Origin of the sequence: Chryseobacterium piperi, assembly GCF_002285635.2 — a bacterium.
Taxonomy (GTDB): domain Bacteria; phylum Bacteroidota; class Bacteroidia; order Flavobacteriales; family Weeksellaceae; genus Chryseobacterium; species Chryseobacterium piperi.
In genome coordinates, this window is the sequence record NZ_CP023049.2 from 1,327,686 (window position 1) to 1,344,989 (window position 17,304).

16 protein-coding genes are annotated in these 17,304 nt (G+C 34.4%); 2 read left to right on the top strand and 14 right to left on the bottom strand.

Annotated elements, in window-relative coordinates:
• Positions 1–207: 207 nt before the first annotated feature.
• A complete protein-coding gene (gene chrI / locus CJF12_RS05880; protein ID WP_034687449.1) occupies positions 208–705 on the bottom strand; it encodes a chryseobasin maturation helper ChrI in 498 nt (165 codons plus the stop codon).
• A gap of 323 nt (positions 706–1,028) precedes the next feature.
• Between chrI and CJF12_RS05885 the strand changes: the two genes are divergently transcribed.
• Positions 1,029–2,873: an alpha-L-fucosidase gene (locus tag CJF12_RS05885; protein ID WP_034687446.1), complete on the top strand. Its 1,845-nt coding sequence runs from the start codon at positions 1,029–1,031 to the stop codon at positions 2,871–2,873.
• A 533-nt stretch (positions 2,874–3,406) separates the two neighbouring features.
• Here the strand turns inward: CJF12_RS05885 and CJF12_RS05890 are convergent.
• The 12 genes from CJF12_RS05890 to CJF12_RS05945 all read right to left on the bottom strand — a co-directional run bounded on the left by CJF12_RS05890 (position 3,407) and on the right by CJF12_RS05945 (position 15,052).
• Positions 3,407–3,823 (bottom strand): nucleoside-diphosphate kinase, encoded by a 417-nt coding sequence (locus CJF12_RS05890; protein ID WP_034687444.1) that lies wholly within the window; start codon positions 3,821–3,823, stop codon positions 3,407–3,409.
• 379 nt (positions 3,824–4,202) lie between these two features.
• Positions 4,203–5,393: a multidrug effflux MFS transporter gene (locus CJF12_RS05895; RefSeq protein ID WP_051887393.1), complete on the bottom strand. Its 1,191-nt coding sequence runs from the start codon at positions 5,391–5,393 to the stop codon at positions 4,203–4,205.
• Positions 5,394–5,565: 172 nt separating this feature from the next.
• Positions 5,566–6,381 (bottom strand): helix-turn-helix domain-containing protein, encoded by an 816-nt coding sequence (locus CJF12_RS05900; RefSeq protein WP_051887392.1) that lies wholly within the window; start codon positions 6,379–6,381, stop codon positions 5,566–5,568.
• Positions 6,382–6,390: 9 nt separating this feature from the next.
• Positions 6,391–7,317, bottom strand: coding sequence for a ribosome small subunit-dependent GTPase A (gene rsgA, locus CJF12_RS05905; protein ID WP_034687443.1), 927 nt, complete (start codon positions 7,315–7,317; stop codon positions 6,391–6,393).
• A 220-nt stretch (positions 7,318–7,537) separates the two neighbouring features.
• Positions 7,538–8,617, bottom strand: a complete 1,080-nt coding sequence (locus CJF12_RS05910) for a chorismate mutase (RefSeq protein WP_034687476.1) — start codon at positions 8,615–8,617, stop codon at positions 7,538–7,540.
• A 415-nt stretch (positions 8,618–9,032) separates the two neighbouring features.
• Positions 9,033–9,560 (bottom strand): hypothetical protein, encoded by a 528-nt coding sequence (locus CJF12_RS05915; RefSeq protein ID WP_051887391.1) that lies wholly within the window; start codon positions 9,558–9,560, stop codon positions 9,033–9,035.
• Positions 9,561–9,652: 92 nt separating this feature from the next.
• The gene (gene dnaX, locus CJF12_RS05920) at positions 9,653–10,741 is read right to left on the bottom strand and encodes a DNA polymerase III subunit gamma/tau (protein WP_034687441.1); all 1,089 of its coding nucleotides are present in this window, start codon (positions 10,739–10,741) and stop codon (positions 9,653–9,655) included.
• 89 nt (positions 10,742–10,830) lie between these two features.
• Complete coding sequence (locus CJF12_RS05925; protein ID WP_034687439.1) at positions 10,831–11,469, bottom strand: TetR/AcrR family transcriptional regulator; 639 nt, start codon at positions 11,467–11,469, stop codon at positions 10,831–10,833.
• Positions 11,470–11,477: 8 nt separating this feature from the next.
• Positions 11,478–12,734 (bottom strand): aminotransferase class I/II-fold pyridoxal phosphate-dependent enzyme, encoded by a 1,257-nt coding sequence (locus CJF12_RS05930; protein WP_034687437.1) that lies wholly within the window; start codon positions 12,732–12,734, stop codon positions 11,478–11,480.
• Between the two features lie 259 nt (positions 12,735–12,993).
• Positions 12,994–13,749: an SDR family oxidoreductase gene (locus tag CJF12_RS05935; RefSeq protein WP_034687435.1), complete on the bottom strand. Its 756-nt coding sequence runs from the start codon at positions 13,747–13,749 to the stop codon at positions 12,994–12,996.
• 46 nt (positions 13,750–13,795) lie between these two features.
• Positions 13,796–14,200 carry a helix-turn-helix domain-containing protein gene (locus CJF12_RS05940; protein WP_034687432.1) on the bottom strand — a complete coding sequence of 135 codons (405 nt, stop codon included), beginning with the start codon at positions 14,198–14,200 and terminating at the stop codon, positions 13,796–13,798.
• A gap of 96 nt (positions 14,201–14,296) precedes the next feature.
• Positions 14,297–15,052, bottom strand: a complete 756-nt coding sequence (locus CJF12_RS05945) for a response regulator transcription factor (RefSeq protein ID WP_034687430.1) — start codon at positions 15,050–15,052, stop codon at positions 14,297–14,299.
• 93 nt (positions 15,053–15,145) lie between these two features.
• Between CJF12_RS05945 and CJF12_RS05950 the strand changes: the two genes are divergently transcribed.
• Positions 15,146–15,793: a DUF1349 domain-containing protein gene (locus tag CJF12_RS05950; RefSeq protein ID WP_034687428.1), complete on the top strand. Its 648-nt coding sequence runs from the start codon at positions 15,146–15,148 to the stop codon at positions 15,791–15,793.
• Between the two features lie 155 nt (positions 15,794–15,948).
• Here the strand turns inward: CJF12_RS05950 and CJF12_RS05955 are convergent, their stop codons facing one another.
• The gene (locus tag CJF12_RS05955) at positions 15,949–17,286 is read right to left on the bottom strand and encodes an IS1182 family transposase (RefSeq protein ID WP_034681241.1); all 1,338 of its coding nucleotides are present in this window, start codon (positions 17,284–17,286) and stop codon (positions 15,949–15,951) included.
• Positions 17,287–17,304 lie beyond the last annotated feature (18 nt).

Consider the following 17,304-nt stretch of genomic DNA (forward strand, 5'->3'; position numbering starts at 1 on the left):
CATATGAAAAGGCAGCTTTACAGCTGCCTTTCTTCTTTGAAAATCCGAGTTGATGATGGTTATTAGTTCTGTCGTAAAGACTCTAGTTCTTCAATTTTCTTTGTTCTATGCTGGTGTAAAGATCTCAATAAAATACCATACAGCACATCCGTAAAAACACGGAAATTATCATCCGTATTTCTACGGTATTTCTCTTACAATAAAATTTTACACATCTGATGATTTAGTCCAGACACAAGCAACTATTACTAGCAGAATACTCAATGTTGCGCATGTTGCTCTTATATGATTCAAATAATTCCATCTGTTTTCAAAAGTATCCCGCATCTTTTTTACTGCTTCAACAGAAGCATCGCCAATATTGAACTGATCCAGCCGATCGTTTAAAGGAACATTTCCCACTACAGTTATTCCGAAAACCCCGATTAAATAACATATCGTTGCCAGAAGCAATAAAATAAAAACGGGATTTTGCGCCCGGCATAAAAAAGTAGAAACAGGAAGCATAACTGCTGTTCCCATAAAGCTCAGAAAGAATACAGGATTAAGGATTTCACGGTTAATCGATTGCATAGCCTTCAGGTATTCTGCATCCGTCAATTTGCCCAGCCCTAATATAACAGAACAGGAATAAGCATAGAAAAGCCCGGCTATAAGAGCTGTGAGCACTCCGGTGATAATCAATACAATTGTTGTCATTTTCATAGTTTTTATTTTATAGTTTTCATGTAAGGTCTAAACAACTATTTTAATACGGATTCCATTTTTAATGACAGTTCTCCTTGTATTGATCACTTCCCAATCCCATTTCTCCATTTTAAAATAGCGAAATTGATAGCTTTTGAACAAATACCACTTTATCTCCAGACAGCAAGTGTTCAATAGCCCTTCCTCAAGTCTTCAAAGCAGTAATGCTAAATTAATACTTTTTTTAATCCAAATAGTCTAACAAAGGAAAACACAATAATAGTTTTATATAGAGGTTTTATAAGACACTTTCCTTATTTTTGAGATTAAAATAAAAAACTATGAATAGCAGGTTTACTGGTTTATTTTTCCTTGGACTCACTTTAACAACCGGAAATATAAGTGCTCAAAACACATCGGCTGACATTAAAAAAATGGAATGGTTTCAGGATGCCAAACTGGGGATATTTATCCATTGGGGAATCTATTCAGTTGATGGAATATCAGAATCCTGGTCTTTTTTCAATAATTATATCAATCATGAAAATTACATGAAGCAATTGAACGGATTTTCTGCTTCACAATATACCCCTGATGCCTGGGTTAAACTTATAAAAAATTCAGGGGCAAAATATTCTGTAATTACAACAAGACATCATGACGGAGTTTCACTCTGGAACTCTAAAGCAGACAAAGCCATTAGCATTCCTCAGAATGCACTGGCTAAAAAAGATGTTCTAACGCCCTTTGTTGTCGCTCTTAAACAATCAGGACTTCGGACCGGACTTTATTATTCACTCCCTGACTGGAGCCATCCTTATTATGATATCAATACAAGAACAAAGAAAAGATATGATCTCAAAAATGATACTGCAAAATGGCAGAACTACATCCGCTACTACCAAACACAGCTGAACGAACTATCAACCCAATATCAGCCTGATTTAATATGGTTTGACGGAGACTGGGAACATTCATCAGAAGAGTGGCAGGCTTCGGAAACATTAAAAAATTTGAGGAAATTCAACTCAGAGGTTATCATCAATTCCAGATTAAACAACCACGGGGATTATGAAACGCCGGAGCAAGGAATTCCGGTGATCAGCCCACAAAGTAAATATTGGGAATTATGCTATACCATGAATGATTCCTGGGGATTCCAGCCCTTTGATCATCATTATAAAACACCCAATATGCTGATCAGAACCTTAGCTGATGTGATAAGCATGGGAGGTAATTTACTTCTTGATATAGGACCTAAAGCAGACGGAACTATTCCTGACGAACAGGTAAAAATTTTGCAAAGCCTGGGACGCTGGACCTCAAAATATCCTGAAGCCATCTATGGAACACGTCGTGGATTACCTTTTGAAAATTACAAGGGCAAATCCAGTATGTCAAAGGATGGAAAAAAACTGTTTCTCTATCTGGAGGAAGCTAAAGATTTTGCAAAAATTTACGGATTGGATTCTATTCCAACTACTGCCCGGATTCTGGGAGATTCCAAAGGAAAAGTACAGTTCACCTCTGATCATAATGGGAATCTTACATTACATTTCTTGAATACTTCCTTTGATCAGGATGTAACAGTTGTCGAGCTTTCTTTTGATAAAGAATTAATGTTAAAACCAAGTATAAAAAAGGATAAGCCAACTTTAAAAACTCTGACAGAATACCCTGATACAAGATCAGCAGTCTATGAAATTGCCGAACAACTACATGAAGGAAATAGTATTTTCACCAATTCCGGACTTACCCAGGATGGTATGGATATGAAAATTCCAGAAACATCAAAAACCAACAAAGAAACTCTTTCCTGGATCAGTAAACATGCAGAAGCTTTGTTTGAAACCGAAAAGGGACTTCCTGACGGTCATTATTCAGGAGTGAGTACGCTTTCAAAAGATCAGCAAACCCTTTATCTTTTTGTGGAAGGAATTCCTACTGGACCCGTTGCTTTAAAAGGGATTAAAAATGGAATTTCTCGGATTCGTATTGTAGGTGAAGGCTCCATGATTAATCATTCTGTGTATAATAAATTGTATTGGAGTGACAGACCTGGAATTATTTACATTGATGTTCCCAAAGAAAGGCTGGATAAAAAAATGACGGTTATTGCTGTATTACTGGATAAACCTGTTGAATTGTATCGTGAGAAAGTAGGTGCTGTTGAAAGTAATTTGTAGCCTGTAAATATTCAATAATCTGTGCCATCGTGAAATCTGTGGGATAATATTTTTTAACTCTCGCAAATTGAACGGTTTTAAAAACTTATATTTAATTCTTTGTTGAGATACCTTCACTTCGCTTCTGAACTGCGTTCGCAGACTTATCGTCTGTGTTCTGAAATTGAAGATTAGACGTAGTCAATGACAAACCGGAATGGTAAAATCCTCACTCTTCTTTGCTGAGTGAAACGCCTTTGCGTCTTAAAAAAGCAAAACTTTGAAAATCCTTTGCGACCTTTTGCGTTTAACCATATTAACCACTTTCTAATATTTTCATGTTCCATACTTCGCTTCGCTCTGAAATCGAAGATTAGACGAAGTCAATGACAAGACTCTGTTTTAAGTCTATCTGAAGAAATACATTAATATAGAAACCAGACGTAGTCAATGGCAAACACCAACCTTATTTTTCATCGTGCTTTTCCTTACTATAAGAGCATAAAAAAATCCGGAGATTGCTCTCCGGATTAGTATTTTGAAAAAATTTCTTCTTAAAAAATTTCTCTTCCTGAAAAATGGAATTGTGCTTCAATAAGAGCGTTCTCATCAGAATCAGAACCATGAACAGCGTTCTCTCCAATGCTTCTTGCAAACATTTTTCTGATAGTCCCTTCTGCAGCTTCTGCAGGGTTAGTAGCACCAATAAGAGTTCTGAAATCTTCAACAGCGTTGTCTTTTTCTAAAACAGCAGCAACGATTGGTCCTGAACTCATGAATTCTACTAATTCTCCATAGAATGGTCTCTCAGCATGTACTTCGTAGAATTTTTTGGCATCAGCAACAGTAAGTTGAGTTAATTTCAAAGCTTTGATTTTAAAACCACCTTCTGCAATTTTACCTAAAATAGCACCGATATGTCCGTCTGCTACGGCATCAGGCTTAATCATAGTGAATGTAATGTTAGACATAAATGTATAATTTTTTAATGGCGCAAAATTACAAAAAATATTTTTTAGATTCATTTTAATTTTTTTTAACATAAAAATAACTTTTATTAAGAAATGTCATGCCAATCTTTGGCACAGTAATTGTTTATTCTATTCCGATTCTCATGTTTAATTTGAGTTTTCATGGTTATTAGTTTTTACCCAGCTTCGGCTGGGTTTTTTATTATAAATACTTAAAGAATTTATTCCTATTTTGACCATAAATCCCCAAAATCATCACCTAAGACCATAAAAACACAAAAATTAATCATGTGTTCAATAAAAAGATGCCAAAATATCCCTTTTTTATTTTACAAAAACGAAACATTTTGGCACCCTATATTATTTATTTGTTAATAATCTATGCCATTATTTTTTTTCGGGAAAAAGTTCCATAAGCAAAATATACCGCTACCAACGCAAGTAAAACACGCGTAATAACCATAGGCATAATTGATTTAGATTCTAAAAATCCTACCAACGCAGACATTAAAAAAGTAACCATAAGCTGCATAAAACCCATTAGTGCAGCAGCTGTTCCGCGTCCTTCTTTAAAAGGAGATAAAGCATGAGCCGTAGTAATAGGAAACAAAAGACCTATAGCCACAAGAGAAAGGTATAATACTGCGATTTCCAGCCCCACAGGCAAATGATTCATTGCAACAATTATGTGCAGGAAGCTCATCGAAAACAAAAGAAGAGCTGCAGAAAGTAAAATTTTAGTGTCCTGCATTCTCAGAACTAATTTAGGCGTAATATATGCGGCAAAAATCAAAGCCATTGAATTAAAGGCAAATATAATACTGAACACTTCACTGGAAAATCCGTGAATTTCCATAAATAGTAAAGGAGCATTAGAAATATAAATAATAAGAGAGGAAAAAGCAATGCTTCCAATAATGGTATTACTTATAAAATCTCTGTTTGAAATAATAGCTTTTAACTGGTGTTTTAATTTTGTTTCATCCGTTATACTTTCAGGAGATGTTATTCTTGAATTGGTTTCCGGTACAAATCTTACGACCAACAGTAAAGTAATGGCACCTAAAATACTTAAGAAAGTAAATGCACTATTCCACCCCCAGAATCTTAAAAATACACTTCCTAATAGGGGTGCTACAATCGGAGCAATACCACTGATCTGAGATTGCTTGGAAAAAATAGTTACCGCCTTTTCCTTATCATACAAATCAATTACAATAGCTCTACCAATAACAATTCCTGCACTTCCGCCAAAGGCCTGAAGAAAACGCATTGTCCATAATACATAAATATTCTTGGTAAAAATAATAGCTACAGCTCCCAGGATAAAAAGAATCAGTCCACAATACAACATAGGCTTTCTTCCTTTTTTATCTGATAAGGGTCCCCATAACAGCTGCCCTGTCGCAAAACCGGCAAAGAAAATAGATATTGAAATTTGAATATGTCCAATATCAGTCTGGAAGATTCTGGCCATACTGGGAAAAGCAGGCAGATATAAATCAATACTCAGCGATTCCAATGTGTTCAGTAGGGCTAAAATAAATACAATAATACTCAGGTTTCTCATAAAGATTTTTTTAAATCATTAAACATCTACATAGTGATTTTCACGATCGCAAAATTCTTATAAAAAAGGGAGGTATTCAATACAACAAGTGAGGAGATACCAGCACAAACTGAGGATCTATTTTTAAGACATGATTTCTGTGATCCAATTCAAATTTTATGAAAAGAAGTCTTTAATCTCTTATATTTTTAAACTGTTCGGGACTATAGTTTGTCTGTTTTTTAAAGAACCGGGAGAAATAAGAAGTATCATTAAATCCTAATTTAAAGGCCACTTCCTTAGTCGTTAAAGCACCATAACTCAATTCTCTTTTAGCTTCCAGTAAAAGCCGTTGAGCAATCATTTTCTTAACGGTCGTTCCTCTCGCAAGCCGGACAATATCATTTAAATGATGGGTACTTACATTTAGTTTTTCTGCATAAAATCCGGAATCTTTTTGAACCTTATAATTTTCTTCAATCAAAGTAATCAACTGCTGGATGCGCTGTTTCTCATTGGTCAAAGATTCCTGGCTATTCAGTTCTTCGGTTATTACAATACAAAAAGCTTTAAGATAAGCTTTCATTAAGCCAATCCGTGAACTGTTATGATATTCCTGTTCAAGAAGGTCTACAATAAGCTGACAGGTCATTTGGTTGGCAACATTCAGAAAAAAAGGTGATGTTCCACTTGTAAGAACTGTTTCTATGTCACAGACTTCCTTGAATATTTCTCTACTTATCGCAAAGACATATCCTTTTTCGCCACGCAACTTCATATTGAATACCTGTCCAGGAGCTATGATACAAATCTGATTATTTTTGATATGGTAGTTCTCAAAATCCAATTCCAGACGGCTTTCTTTTCCAACTTCCCTGAACCAAAGAATTTCAAAAAAATTATGCCTATGGATATCGTTAAAATTCTCAGGATGCCCATTCTCCAATGTAGTCAGCTGAAATTCCTGATAGGTCAGGTTATGAATAGGAATATGTTTTTCCTGGCTCATGGAATCGTTTTATTTTTGAGAAAGCTCATCTGCTTCTTCCATCAGTTTGATGTAGGTAGAATATCGCGAATGCTGTATTTCTCCTGTTTCAAGAGCATCAATAACTGCACATTTCGGTTCATTGATATGCATGCAATTATGGAATTTGCATTCCTCTCTTTTCTTAAAAATTTCAGGGAAATAATGCTGTACCTCTTCTTTTTCAATGTCGATCATTGCAAACTCTCTCACTCCGGGAGTATCAATTACATTCCCTCCGAAATCCCAGAAATACATTTGGGCAAAGGTAGTCGTATGCTTTCCTTTAAGATGGGTATCTGAAATTTCCGATGTTTTCAAATTCAGTCCTGGCTGTAATGCATTTACCAATGTAGATTTACCACATCCTGAATGCCCAAAAAAGACAGATGTTTTACCTTGTAAACATTCTTTCAAATCGTCCAGGTTTAATCTGGAGTAAGATGAAATTTCCAATGTTTTATATCCTATTTCCTGATAAAGAAATTCAATATCTTTTACAATCTCTATTTCTTCATCATGTAAAACATCTATTTTATTAAACAAAATTAGCGGTGTAATATTGTAAGCTTCACAACAAGCCAAAAAGCGGTCTAAAAAACCAAGTGATGTTTCCGGATACTTAAGCGTAAAAATAAAACATGCCAAATCTATATTAGATGCAATAATATGAGCTTCTTTTGAAAGGTTTACAGATTTTCTAATCAGGTAATTTTTGCGGGGCTCAATTTTAGTAATCCATGCAATATCATCCTGCTCTAACTGAAATTCAACATAATCACCCACAGCAAGCGGATTGGTAAGACGGGTTTTAATCAATTTGAATTTTCCACGGATTCTTGCTTCGAAAATCCTATTGGTTTCCGACTCTAAAACCTGATACCAGCTTCCTGTAGATTTAATAATTTTTCCTTTCATACGTATAGAATGCAAATATAAGGAATTAGGTGATAGGTAGTGGAGTTTAGAGGTAAAAGGTAGCAGGTTGCAGATAGCAGTAACTATTTTTAGAAATTATAAGTGATCTATTTCTTATACTTCATAATAAATAGGGCTTAAGATTCAGGATCTCATTACAGATTTTCATCTTCAACTTCTCCTGATTCCTAAGCCCTAAATTCTGCAACCTTCGACCTAATTACCTTTCTATCATGATACTGTTCTGTACCTCAATAGATTCTTCATGAATCGCTTTAAAAACCTTCTCAATAAATTCCTGAGACATACCGGTTTCTATAGCTTTCTGAGTTGCATATTCTGTAATTACTTTCCAACGTTCCGGCTGGAAAATAGCAATGTCATTCTCTTTTTTAAGCTTTCCAATTTTTTCTGAAATTTTCATTCTTTGAGAAAGCAATTCTATTAACTGGAAATCAAGATCCGATATCAGGGTTCTGTGCCTTCCCATTTCATCATCAAATCCAGCTAATCCGGAGTTTCTGATTTTTAAATTTCCTATTAATTCAGACAATACTTCTGGAGTAATCTGCTGTGAAGCATCACTCCACGCTTCATCAGGATTACAGTGGCTTTCTATGATAGCACCCTGGTACCCCACGTTCATAGCTTCCTGAGTAATATCTGCCAATCCTGTTCTGTTTCCACAAATATGAGAAGGATCAATCAACATTGGAATGTTTGGAAACTGGCTTTTGAAATCCAGTGCAATCTGCCAGTTTGGATTATTTCTGTATTTAGTCTTCTGGTACGTAGAAAACCCTCTGTGAATTGCTCCAAGATTGGTAATCCCTTGTCCTAAAAGCCTTTCTAAAGCTCCGATCCACAATGCCAAATCCGGATTTACCGGGTTTTTAACCAAAACAGGTTTATCTGTTCCTCTTAAAGCCATTGCAATTTCCTGAACTGTGAATGGGTTCACTGTAGAACGCGCTCCGATCCAAAGAATATCAACATCAGCTTCTAATGCAGCAAATACATGGTGCGCATTGGCAACTTCCGTAGCTGTTTTAAAACCATACTCTTCTTTCACTTTCTTCAGCCAATTAAGACCGATTACTCCTACTCCTTCAAAGCCGTTCGGTTTTGTACGAGGCTTCCAGATCCCTGCACGGAAAACTGACACGTTCGCATTTGTTTCTTTTATTCTTTTGGCAGTCTCCAGCATCTGAGTTTCGCTTTCTGCGCTACAAGGTCCTGCAATCATTAATGGTTGTGAAAACTCATTAATCCAGTCGTTTTTTAAATCCTTTAAATTCATATTGTTCATTTATTTTATTTCTTGTTTTTCTTAAAATTTCACACAAATAATTCTTCCCTTATAAAATTTACTTTATAATTCTTTTCAAAAAATGCCGTTTAAAAATTTTTAATGGAATCAGGAATTAAGAGAGAATCTTTTTATTCCTATATTTTTTGAGAAAGAAATTCAGTTAGTAATACCAATAAAATCGGTAATAGGTTCTGAAATTTCTATAATAGGTAGCCGAAAAGCTAAAATAACTGCTAAAATAATTAGCAGGTATAAAACCAAAAAGGTTTTTAAAATTAGACAGATATGGGATAAATAATTTTTCCACTTTATACTGTGAATCGTCTATTTCTAGCTTTACAATTTAAAATTTGTTTTGATAAAAAAGTTCTTTTAACCAAAATTATTCGACAAAGATATAAAATTAAGTTAAATCAAACTTCATTAAATCATCAAGATCTTTTAGTAAAGGATTTTTTTCGATGAACTTTTCATAGATCTTCTTCTTAGTAACTACCTCAATTTTAAGACTTTGAACATCTTTTTTATACTCAATTTCAATCGAGTAATTTTGTACTTTTCTTTTGAAATGATTAAAAAATTCACCACTTATTTTATCAAATTCAACCTTGGCTGAATCAGAAGGATATAAAACCTGGATGTTTTTTTCATCAATTTTAACCATTTTAAATGATTTGACAGCATTATAAATGACTGCCTCTTTGAATTGGATCTGCTTTAGCATCAGATTCCATTCCATCTGCAAATCAGTTTCGGTAAAATGATGTTGTGGGAGATTGTCTGCCTGAGTAACGACAGCTTCTTCTTTTTCTTCCTTCTCTTCCTTGTTTAAGAAAGAATTAATACTAAATCCTGAAGAAACAGCTTGCCTTGATAAGGGCTTGGATGTTTTTTTAACAACAATTTCCTCAGGAGCAGCATCTGTGCTCACCGGTTTTCCCGTTTTCTCTTCTTTAACCGGTTGTACTTTCTCCTTCTCCGGAAGTTTTACTTCCTGTTTCTCATTAAGAAACGGAGCTAGTATTATAAACTTTTTTTTTTAGTAACGTCTGCTGATTGAGCCGTCAAAGAAGCTAATTGCATTAAAGCAATTTCTACGGTAAGTCTTGGATTTTTCGAATTTTTATAATTGATATCCGCATGATTACAAATTTCAATGGCATCAATTAATTGCTGTACACTCCACTTCTGGCTCTGCTCTACAAATTTAATTTTCGTTTTTTCACCAACTTCAATCAAATCTATGGTTGACGTATTCTGAGCCATCATCAGATCTCTGCAATGGTTTCCTAATCCGGCAATAAAAATATGGGGATCAAAACCTCTTTTTACAATTTCATTGAATGCAAAAAGAACTTCAGGAATTTTATTCTCCTTAGCCAGGTCCAGAATATTCAAATATTGATCATAATCCAGAATATTAAGTACTTCAGCAGCTTTTGCCAGAGTAATATTCTTCTGAGAAAATGTAGAAAGCCTGTCAAAAATAGAAAGTGCATCTCTCAGGGCACCATCTGCTTTTTGGGCAATAAGATATAAAGCATCGTCTTCATATTGAATATTCTCCTTCTGAGCAATATTTCTTAAATGTCCCTGAATGTCTTCAATAACGATTCTTTTAAAATCATAAATCTGACATCGGGATAAAATCGTAGGAATGATTTTATGCTTTTCTGTTGTTGCCAGAATAAAAATGGCATGAGCAGGCGGCTCTTCAAGAGTCTTAAGGAAAGCATTGAAGGCTGCAGAAGACAGCATATGCACCTCATCAATAATGTATACCTTATACTGGCCGACCTGAGGTGCAAAACGAACCTGATCGATCAATTCCCGGATATCATCCACTGAGTTATTAGAGGCAGCATCAAGCTCATAAATATTATAAGCAAAGCCATCTTCTGAAACGGAACCATCTTTTTCGTTGATTTTTCTGGCCAGAATTCTGGCACATGTAGTCTTACCAACACCACGAGGTCCGCAAAACAGTAAAGCCTGTGCTAACTGATTCTCTTCAATTGCATGTTCTAAAGTATCCGTAATATGGGATTGTCCAACAACAGTGTCAAACTCTTGTGGGCGATATTTTCTTGCAGATACGATGAAATTTTCCATTGGTCAAAAATAAGAAATATAGTTCTAATTTGAAAGTCAAAAGTTTTCAAATTATCCACAAATTTTATTTTTGATCAAATAGAAAAGTTTTATTGCTTACTTTTTTTCTCGTAGGCAAAATCTATCATATCAACAATTACTTTTTCAATTTCAGCTCTTCCTTCATTTGTTCTCATATCAATACCACAAAATTCAGTCCCGTTATAGGCAGGAAATAGGTTCAGATAGTAAACTCCTGAAACAATTAAAGCCAGCATTGCTCTAAATCTTGTCGCATCTTCTCCAAAATAAGGATCGGTAACATTTTCAAATAAATTGGCACCTACTTCTTCTCTTTGTTTTAGTATATTTTTAAGAATAGGTTTACTTTCAGAAAGTTCCCAAAGAATAATTTTTTGAAGTTCTTTATTTTTCTTTAGGCTTTCAAATTGTGCAAGGATTCCTTGGGTTAAAGCTTCTTTACCTTTTCCAGCATGCACTTCCTCTTCTATATTCGGGCTGAATTTGCTCCAATAATCCTGAGACTTGATATATTCATCAATAAGTTTGTCTGTGCTCCCAAAATACTCATAAATAAGCTTTTTGTCAAAGCCTGCTACGGCTGCAATTTTACTTACTTTCAGACCTGAATAGCCTTTCACTCTCAAGATTTTCCCCACTGCTGCAAGCAGTTTTTGTTTTGTTTTTTCTTTGTCCCTAATGGGGCCTTGCACTACTTTTCTAGGCATAATTATTATTATTTTTTCGCAATATGCATTTTTTTATTAATATCATCAAAGACATTAAGTGTTTTATCCAGATGTTCTTTTTCATGTCTCGCTGTTACACTCATTCTGATGCGTGCATCTTTTCTTGGTACAGCAGGATACATAATAGGATTAGCATAAATTCCATTTTCAATCAATATTCTACCAATATCCCACATTTTACTCTGGTCTCCTATTTTCACCGGAATAATAGCTGAACAAGTAATTCCGGTATCCAAGCCTAAATCATTAAGCCCTTTTTTAAAATAATTGATATTATCCCACAGCTTATCTTTCCAAAACGGTTCTTCATCAACCAAATCAATCGCTTTTACTATTCCCAAGGAAGAAGGCGGTGCTGTTACTGAAAAAATATGCTGTCGAGACTGGAATTTAAGGAATGATGCTATTTTTTTATTTGCAATCACATATCCTCCCAAATTACCAAAGGTCTTACTAAATGTTCCCGTTATAAAATCTACTTTATCTAATAAACCATTATCCTCAAGTGCACCTCTTCCTGTTTCTCCCAAAACTCCAACACCATGCGCATCATCTACCATCAGATAGGCATTATATTTTTTTACAAGGTCATATATCTCACTAGATCGTGAAGCATCACCTTCTTGAGAATAAATTCCATCTAAAATAACAAGTTTCGTACGATATTTATCTTCAGATATCCTCAAAATCTGTTCCAAAGCTTCCAAATTATTGTGTGGAAATGTTTTTTTATTGGTAAAAGCACATCCTTCATGTACACTGGCATGTACTCCCATATCTAAAATAGCGATATCTTCTTTCTGCATTAAAATTTGTAAAGTAGCACTATTAGCATTATATCCGCTAGTAAATAATACCACTTCATCTTCATTTCTTCCAAAGAAACTGGAAATTCTTTTCTCTAAAGCACCATGATAATCAAAGTAACCACCGATCAAAGGTGATGCACCAGTTCCAGTTCCATATTTTTCAATTCCATCAATAGCAGCCTGCTTTACTTTGGGGTGCTGCGTAAACCCTAGATAATCACTGGAAACAAAGCTTACATATTCCTTATTCTGGTTGGCAATATTGATATTTAATAGTGCATCGCTTCCGGAAGTATTTTCCAATCTGTAGGTCATATGCCCTCTCTCTTTCATATGATCCAGAAACTCATAAAAATATTCTGCTCTTTGAGCAATGCTGTAATCCGGGATATTTTCAAAATCCTTGAAAGTCGCTGTGGTAAAATCTATTTTCATCCTTAATATAATATATTAGTTGTTTATAAAACAAATATATGATTATTTCATATTTGTCATATCTATTTTTAATTAAAAATTATTATGGATACAATATTTAAACCTTATTTATTGAAAATCAAATTAATTCGCAAGTAATAATTGTTTATTATCAAGAATAATTAATTTAATTAAATTATTTTTTTAATATTATAAATAGAATTATTTACTAAAAAAAGCGATTGTTTTTACAATCGCTTTTCATCATTTGGTTATTTTTTTACCTGGTCGTATATCCTCCGTTTGCGAATATGGTTTGCCCTGTAATCCACCAACCGTCGCTCACTAAAAATTCTATCAGCGGAGCAATATCTTTAATATCGGTTAAACCACCTAGAGCAGAAGCCGATTTATGATAGTTTACAGCATCATCATTTTCCTGTCCGTAGAAGAAAGGAGTATCCATTGGTCCGGGAGCAACTGCCGTTACTGAAATTCCACGGTCTCCAAATTCTTTAGATGCCATTCTGGTAAAATGTTCTACCGGAGCTTTTGCTCCTGCATAGGTAGAATATAAACCTGTATATGCAGCCAATAAGGAAGTAACAATAGTACATATTTTACCTTCGTTATTCAACTTCTTCCCTGCTTCCTGTATAAAAAAGTAAGCTACTTTGGAATTGATATTAAACATAGAATCATATTCAGCCTCTGTTGTTTCTACAAAAGGTTTCTTAAGAACCATCCCAACTGTATTGATGGCAATATCAATTCCTCCGAAAGTCTTTATAGTTTCATCAAAGAGCTTCGTAATATTCCCTACCTGTGTAAGATCTCCCTGAAATAAAAATGCTTCAGCTCCCAAAGCTTTAACTTCTGCCAGTGTTTTTTCACTTTCTTGTCTTGAACTTTCACTATTGTAATGAATAGCCAGCTTGGCTCCTTTTTTAGCAAAATCCCTGCTTAACAAACCTCCCAGGTTTTTTCCACCTCCTGCTATCAGCACCACTTTTCCGTTTAAATCATTTCTTGACATAATTTATGTTTTAAATTGTTATGTCTAACAAATGTATCTAATAGAATTAATCTAAGTATGGTGAACTTTTCGGAATTTTGTTCTGGACTGTTTTTCTGAAGTCTCCTGGCGTTATGTGCATCCATTTTTTAAAGAACTTGGAAAAGTTCGAGGGATCATAAGTGAAGATGCGGGCAATCTCAGCTATTGATTTATCTTTCCCAGCAAGCATTAACTGGGCTTGTTCTATTATCTTAGCATCATAAAAATAACAAGGATGTTTTCCTTTTACTTTCTTTACCGTATCCGTAAGGTGCTGATGAGAAACTGCTAATTGCCCTGCTATTTCATTAACTTCCATAAATTCAGAAACCTTCCCTGAGATCACATCCTGAATATGCTGGTCTAAAAAAGCAAAGAAATTACCAGCAATTTCGTCACTTCTTTTTATTTTTTTTTCATCATTTTTCATTTGTCTTTGTTTTTTAATCTTTATTAAAATTACGAATTTAAAAAAGATCAAGTAACTTAAAATGGTGAACTTTTCGGAAATGTTAAAAGCTTTACACTACATATGAAAGCTTTCATTAAAGGCTTTTACGGAATTTTTGACCTTCAGTTTCTCCAGGATATTCTGCCTGTGGCGGCTTACTGTATTAATACTTATAAAAAGCAGGTCCGCAATTTCCTTGCTGGTATATCCCTCTCCTACACATTTTAACACTTCCAGCTCACGTTGTGACAATATATTTTTATAATTAAGCTTATCTTCTATAAGTGTCTCTCCTTTTATGGTATTAACAATGAGGAAATCCGAAGGCAGAAGAGCAGACTGATCTAAAGAAAAGCTATATAGACACAACGCAAATCTTAATTTCTTATTATAGGGAGAATAGATGTAGAACATCCGGTGCTGCACCAATTTATATAAGTCATTCTTATCTTTTACTCTTATTCTTGATACGACACAATAATCCGCACGCTCTTCTTCTCCCATCCTATCCAATAACTTGAAAAATCTTAATTCATGGATATATTTTTTAAGTTTATCATCCGGATGTATCTTCTTCAGAATTTCTTCTTCCCAAATGGAATCAATAACCGAAGGATCTTCTTTCATTTCAAGCCCTAATTCAATTGCTATTTTAGATTTATACACATAACTTTTATTAGCCTGCATATCGCTTAATACTGAAATCGCATTTTCAGTTCGGGAATAAATCATTGCCCTATTCTTATATTCATCAACATTCAATAAACACGTATTGTTTTTATTTGAGTCTTTATTTAACAAAGTTTCGTTCAATGTTTTCAGGATCTCCATAAAATGGTTATTTATAAGTATTGATGATATAAGCGTTAAATGATACTTTTGCTAAATTAATAATTTACAGCCAGCTGGAAAGATATTTATCCAATGAAGAGATTAATTTTAAGTTTATGCACTCTTATGTTAGCAAGCAAGGGGTTTGCACAGACATTAGAAAAGATGACATGGTTTAATGAACCTGCAAAATGGGAGATAAAAAACAATACCCTGTCGATGTTTGTAACCGCACAAAGTGACTACTGGAGAATTTCACATTATGGTTTTACGGTAGATGATGCTCCGTTTTATTATTCAACATATGGTGGAGAATTTGAAGTAAAAGTAAAAATTAACGGAAATTATAAGGCCAGATTTGATCAAATGGGTCTAATGCTAAGAACAGATAAAGAAAACTATATCAAGGCAGGAATTGAGTTTGTAGACGGAAAATACAATCTAAGTACTGTTGTAACCCATACTACCAGCGACTGGAGTGTTATCACCTTAGAAAAAATTCCACCTGCTGTATGGATTAAAGCTGTAAGAAGATTGGATGCGGTAGAAATTTTCTATTCATTTGATGATAAGAATTACATCCTCATGCGTAATGCACATTTGCAGGATAACACCCCTGTTATGGTTGGTTTAATGGCTGCGTGTCCTGACGGAACAGGTTTTGATGCTGTTTTCGAAAATTTCAAAGTCAAACATCTTCCTGATGAACGTCGTTTGAAATGGCTTGAAAACAATAAATAATGATTGAATTACACTTCAATATACAGTCAATTTTTAGAGAGGCTGTCTCAAAAGGACAGTCTCTTTTTAGTATTTCATTGAAAAAAGATTTCGATATTTTGAATAAAAAAAATATCTTGGAAAAAAGAAGATATAAGTCAAAAAAGCAGTCTGTTTTAGGCTGCTTTTGACATTTTCTTTAGATTGTGGGCAATTGCGAGTATGCCGATTTCTACCTCGACTTTATTTTTTCCCCGAAGCATGAATCGTTTAAAATTTTTGTTGTGTTTGAGCTCTGCAAAAACAGGTTCAACATCATGGGATCTTTGTTTTCTGAGTTTTATGCCCTTGCTGGTATTAAGAAGTTTGAAAACCTTTTCTCTGATTTTTGCCAATTTAGGATTGTTTTGTGAAGTGGTTATTTGTCCCGATTTCTGATCTTTTCTGAAGTAATTATATTTAACATAAGCTTTTATTTTCTTAGATTTTAACAAGTTGTAATTTTCTTCTGAGCCATAACCAGCATCAGCAACAAGCTCTTTGGGAGCTTTATGATAGCTTTCTTCAAAACCCAGTAAATGAGTCGCTAATGTTTTGGTGTCTGTTGGGTTGGGATGAATTGAATAATGTAAAATGAATTGTCTATGGGTAGAAATTTGTAGATTGTAAGCGGGTTTTAGTTGTCCGTTTCGCATATGATCCTCCTTCATTCGCATAAAAGTAGCGTCTGTATCGGTTTTGGAATAGGAATTTCTATCTTCTAATAATTCTTGCTGTTTTTTATATTTCTCTAAATTATCTGCCCAGTTTTTCTTAGCATAATTCAGTTTCTGACGAACTTTTGAAGCTACTTTTTTATCTTTCAAAACTTCATTGATCTTTTCGATGGTTTGAGTTACTTTTTCAGAATCTACTTCTTTAAAATCAATACTTTCTGTATTTTCAAGCTCGTCTTTGGCAACTGTTTCTGCATAGTTCCAAAGCTCTTCTAATTGCTCTGCAATCCTTTCTTTGTGTTTTTTGACAGCTCTTCCCCAAACAAAAGTATAGCGATTGGCATTGGCTTCTATCTTGGTGCCATCTACAAAAGTGGTTTTCAGACTTACCAAACCTTCCTTTTCCAAAAGAAGAACAATTTGTGTGAAAATAGCTTTAATCTCACCTTTCAATCGTTCACTACGGAACCTGTTTAAGGTGTTATGATCGGGACGGCTCATTGCAGAGAGCCACATAAAATGGATGTTTTCTTTCAAGGCCTGCTCCATTTTGCGGCTTGAATAGATATTGCTTAAATAGCCATAAATCAAAACTTTCAAAAGCATTTTCGGGTGGTAGCAAGATGTTCCGCCAGGTTTGTAGGTTTTAATTAAGCTTTTGATATCCAAGCCATCAATAATGTTTGAAACAATTTTCACAGGATGTCGCTCATCAATCAACTCCGATAAATTGGGAGGAAAAAGCAGATTTTCTTTGGGGGTGTAATCTTTAAAGACTACTTTTGACGTACTTAACACAATGCAAATTAATCAATT

What these genes read in the sequence shown, in the direction of transcription:
- chrI (WP_034687449.1), bottom strand. Translation starts at nt 705, where the DNA reads ATGAAAATGACAACAATTGTATTGATTATCACCGGAGTGCTCACAGCT.
- CJF12_RS05885 (WP_034687446.1), top strand. Translation starts at nt 1,029, where the DNA reads ATGAATAGCAGGTTTACTGGTTTATTTTTCCTTGGACTCACTTTAACA.
- CJF12_RS05890 (WP_034687444.1), bottom strand. Translation starts at nt 3,823, where the DNA reads ATGTCTAACATTACATTCACTATGATTAAGCCTGATGCCGTAGCAGAC.
- CJF12_RS05895 (WP_051887393.1), bottom strand. Translation starts at nt 5,393, where the DNA reads ATGAGAAACCTGAGTATTATTGTATTTATTTTAGCCCTACTGAACACA.
- CJF12_RS05900 (WP_051887392.1), bottom strand. Translation starts at nt 6,381, where the DNA reads ATGAGCCAGGAAAAACATATTCCTATTCATAACCTGACCTATCAGGAA.
- rsgA (WP_034687443.1), bottom strand. Translation starts at nt 7,317, where the DNA reads ATGAAAGGAAAAATTATTAAATCTACAGGAAGCTGGTATCAGGTTTTA.
- CJF12_RS05910 (WP_034687476.1), bottom strand. Translation starts at nt 8,617, where the DNA reads ATGAATTTAAAGGATTTAAAAAACGACTGGATTAATGAGTTTTCACAA.
- dnaX (WP_034687441.1), bottom strand. Translation starts at nt 10,741, where the DNA reads ATGGAAAATTTCATCGTATCTGCAAGAAAATATCGCCCACAAGAGTTT.
- CJF12_RS05925 (WP_034687439.1), bottom strand. Translation starts at nt 11,469, where the DNA reads ATGCCTAGAAAAGTAGTGCAAGGCCCCATTAGGGACAAAGAAAAAACA.
- CJF12_RS05930 (WP_034687437.1), bottom strand. Translation starts at nt 12,734, where the DNA reads ATGAAAATAGATTTTACCACAGCGACTTTCAAGGATTTTGAAAATATC.
- CJF12_RS05935 (WP_034687435.1), bottom strand. Translation starts at nt 13,749, where the DNA reads ATGTCAAGAAATGATTTAAACGGAAAAGTGGTGCTGATAGCAGGAGGT.
- CJF12_RS05940 (WP_034687432.1), bottom strand. Translation starts at nt 14,200, where the DNA reads ATGAAAAATGATGAAAAAAAAATAAAAAGAAGTGACGAAATTGCTGGT.
- CJF12_RS05945 (WP_034687430.1), bottom strand. Translation starts at nt 15,052, where the DNA reads ATGGAGATCCTGAAAACATTGAACGAAACTTTGTTAAATAAAGACTCA.
- CJF12_RS05950 (WP_034687428.1), top strand. Translation starts at nt 15,146, where the DNA reads ATGAAGAGATTAATTTTAAGTTTATGCACTCTTATGTTAGCAAGCAAG.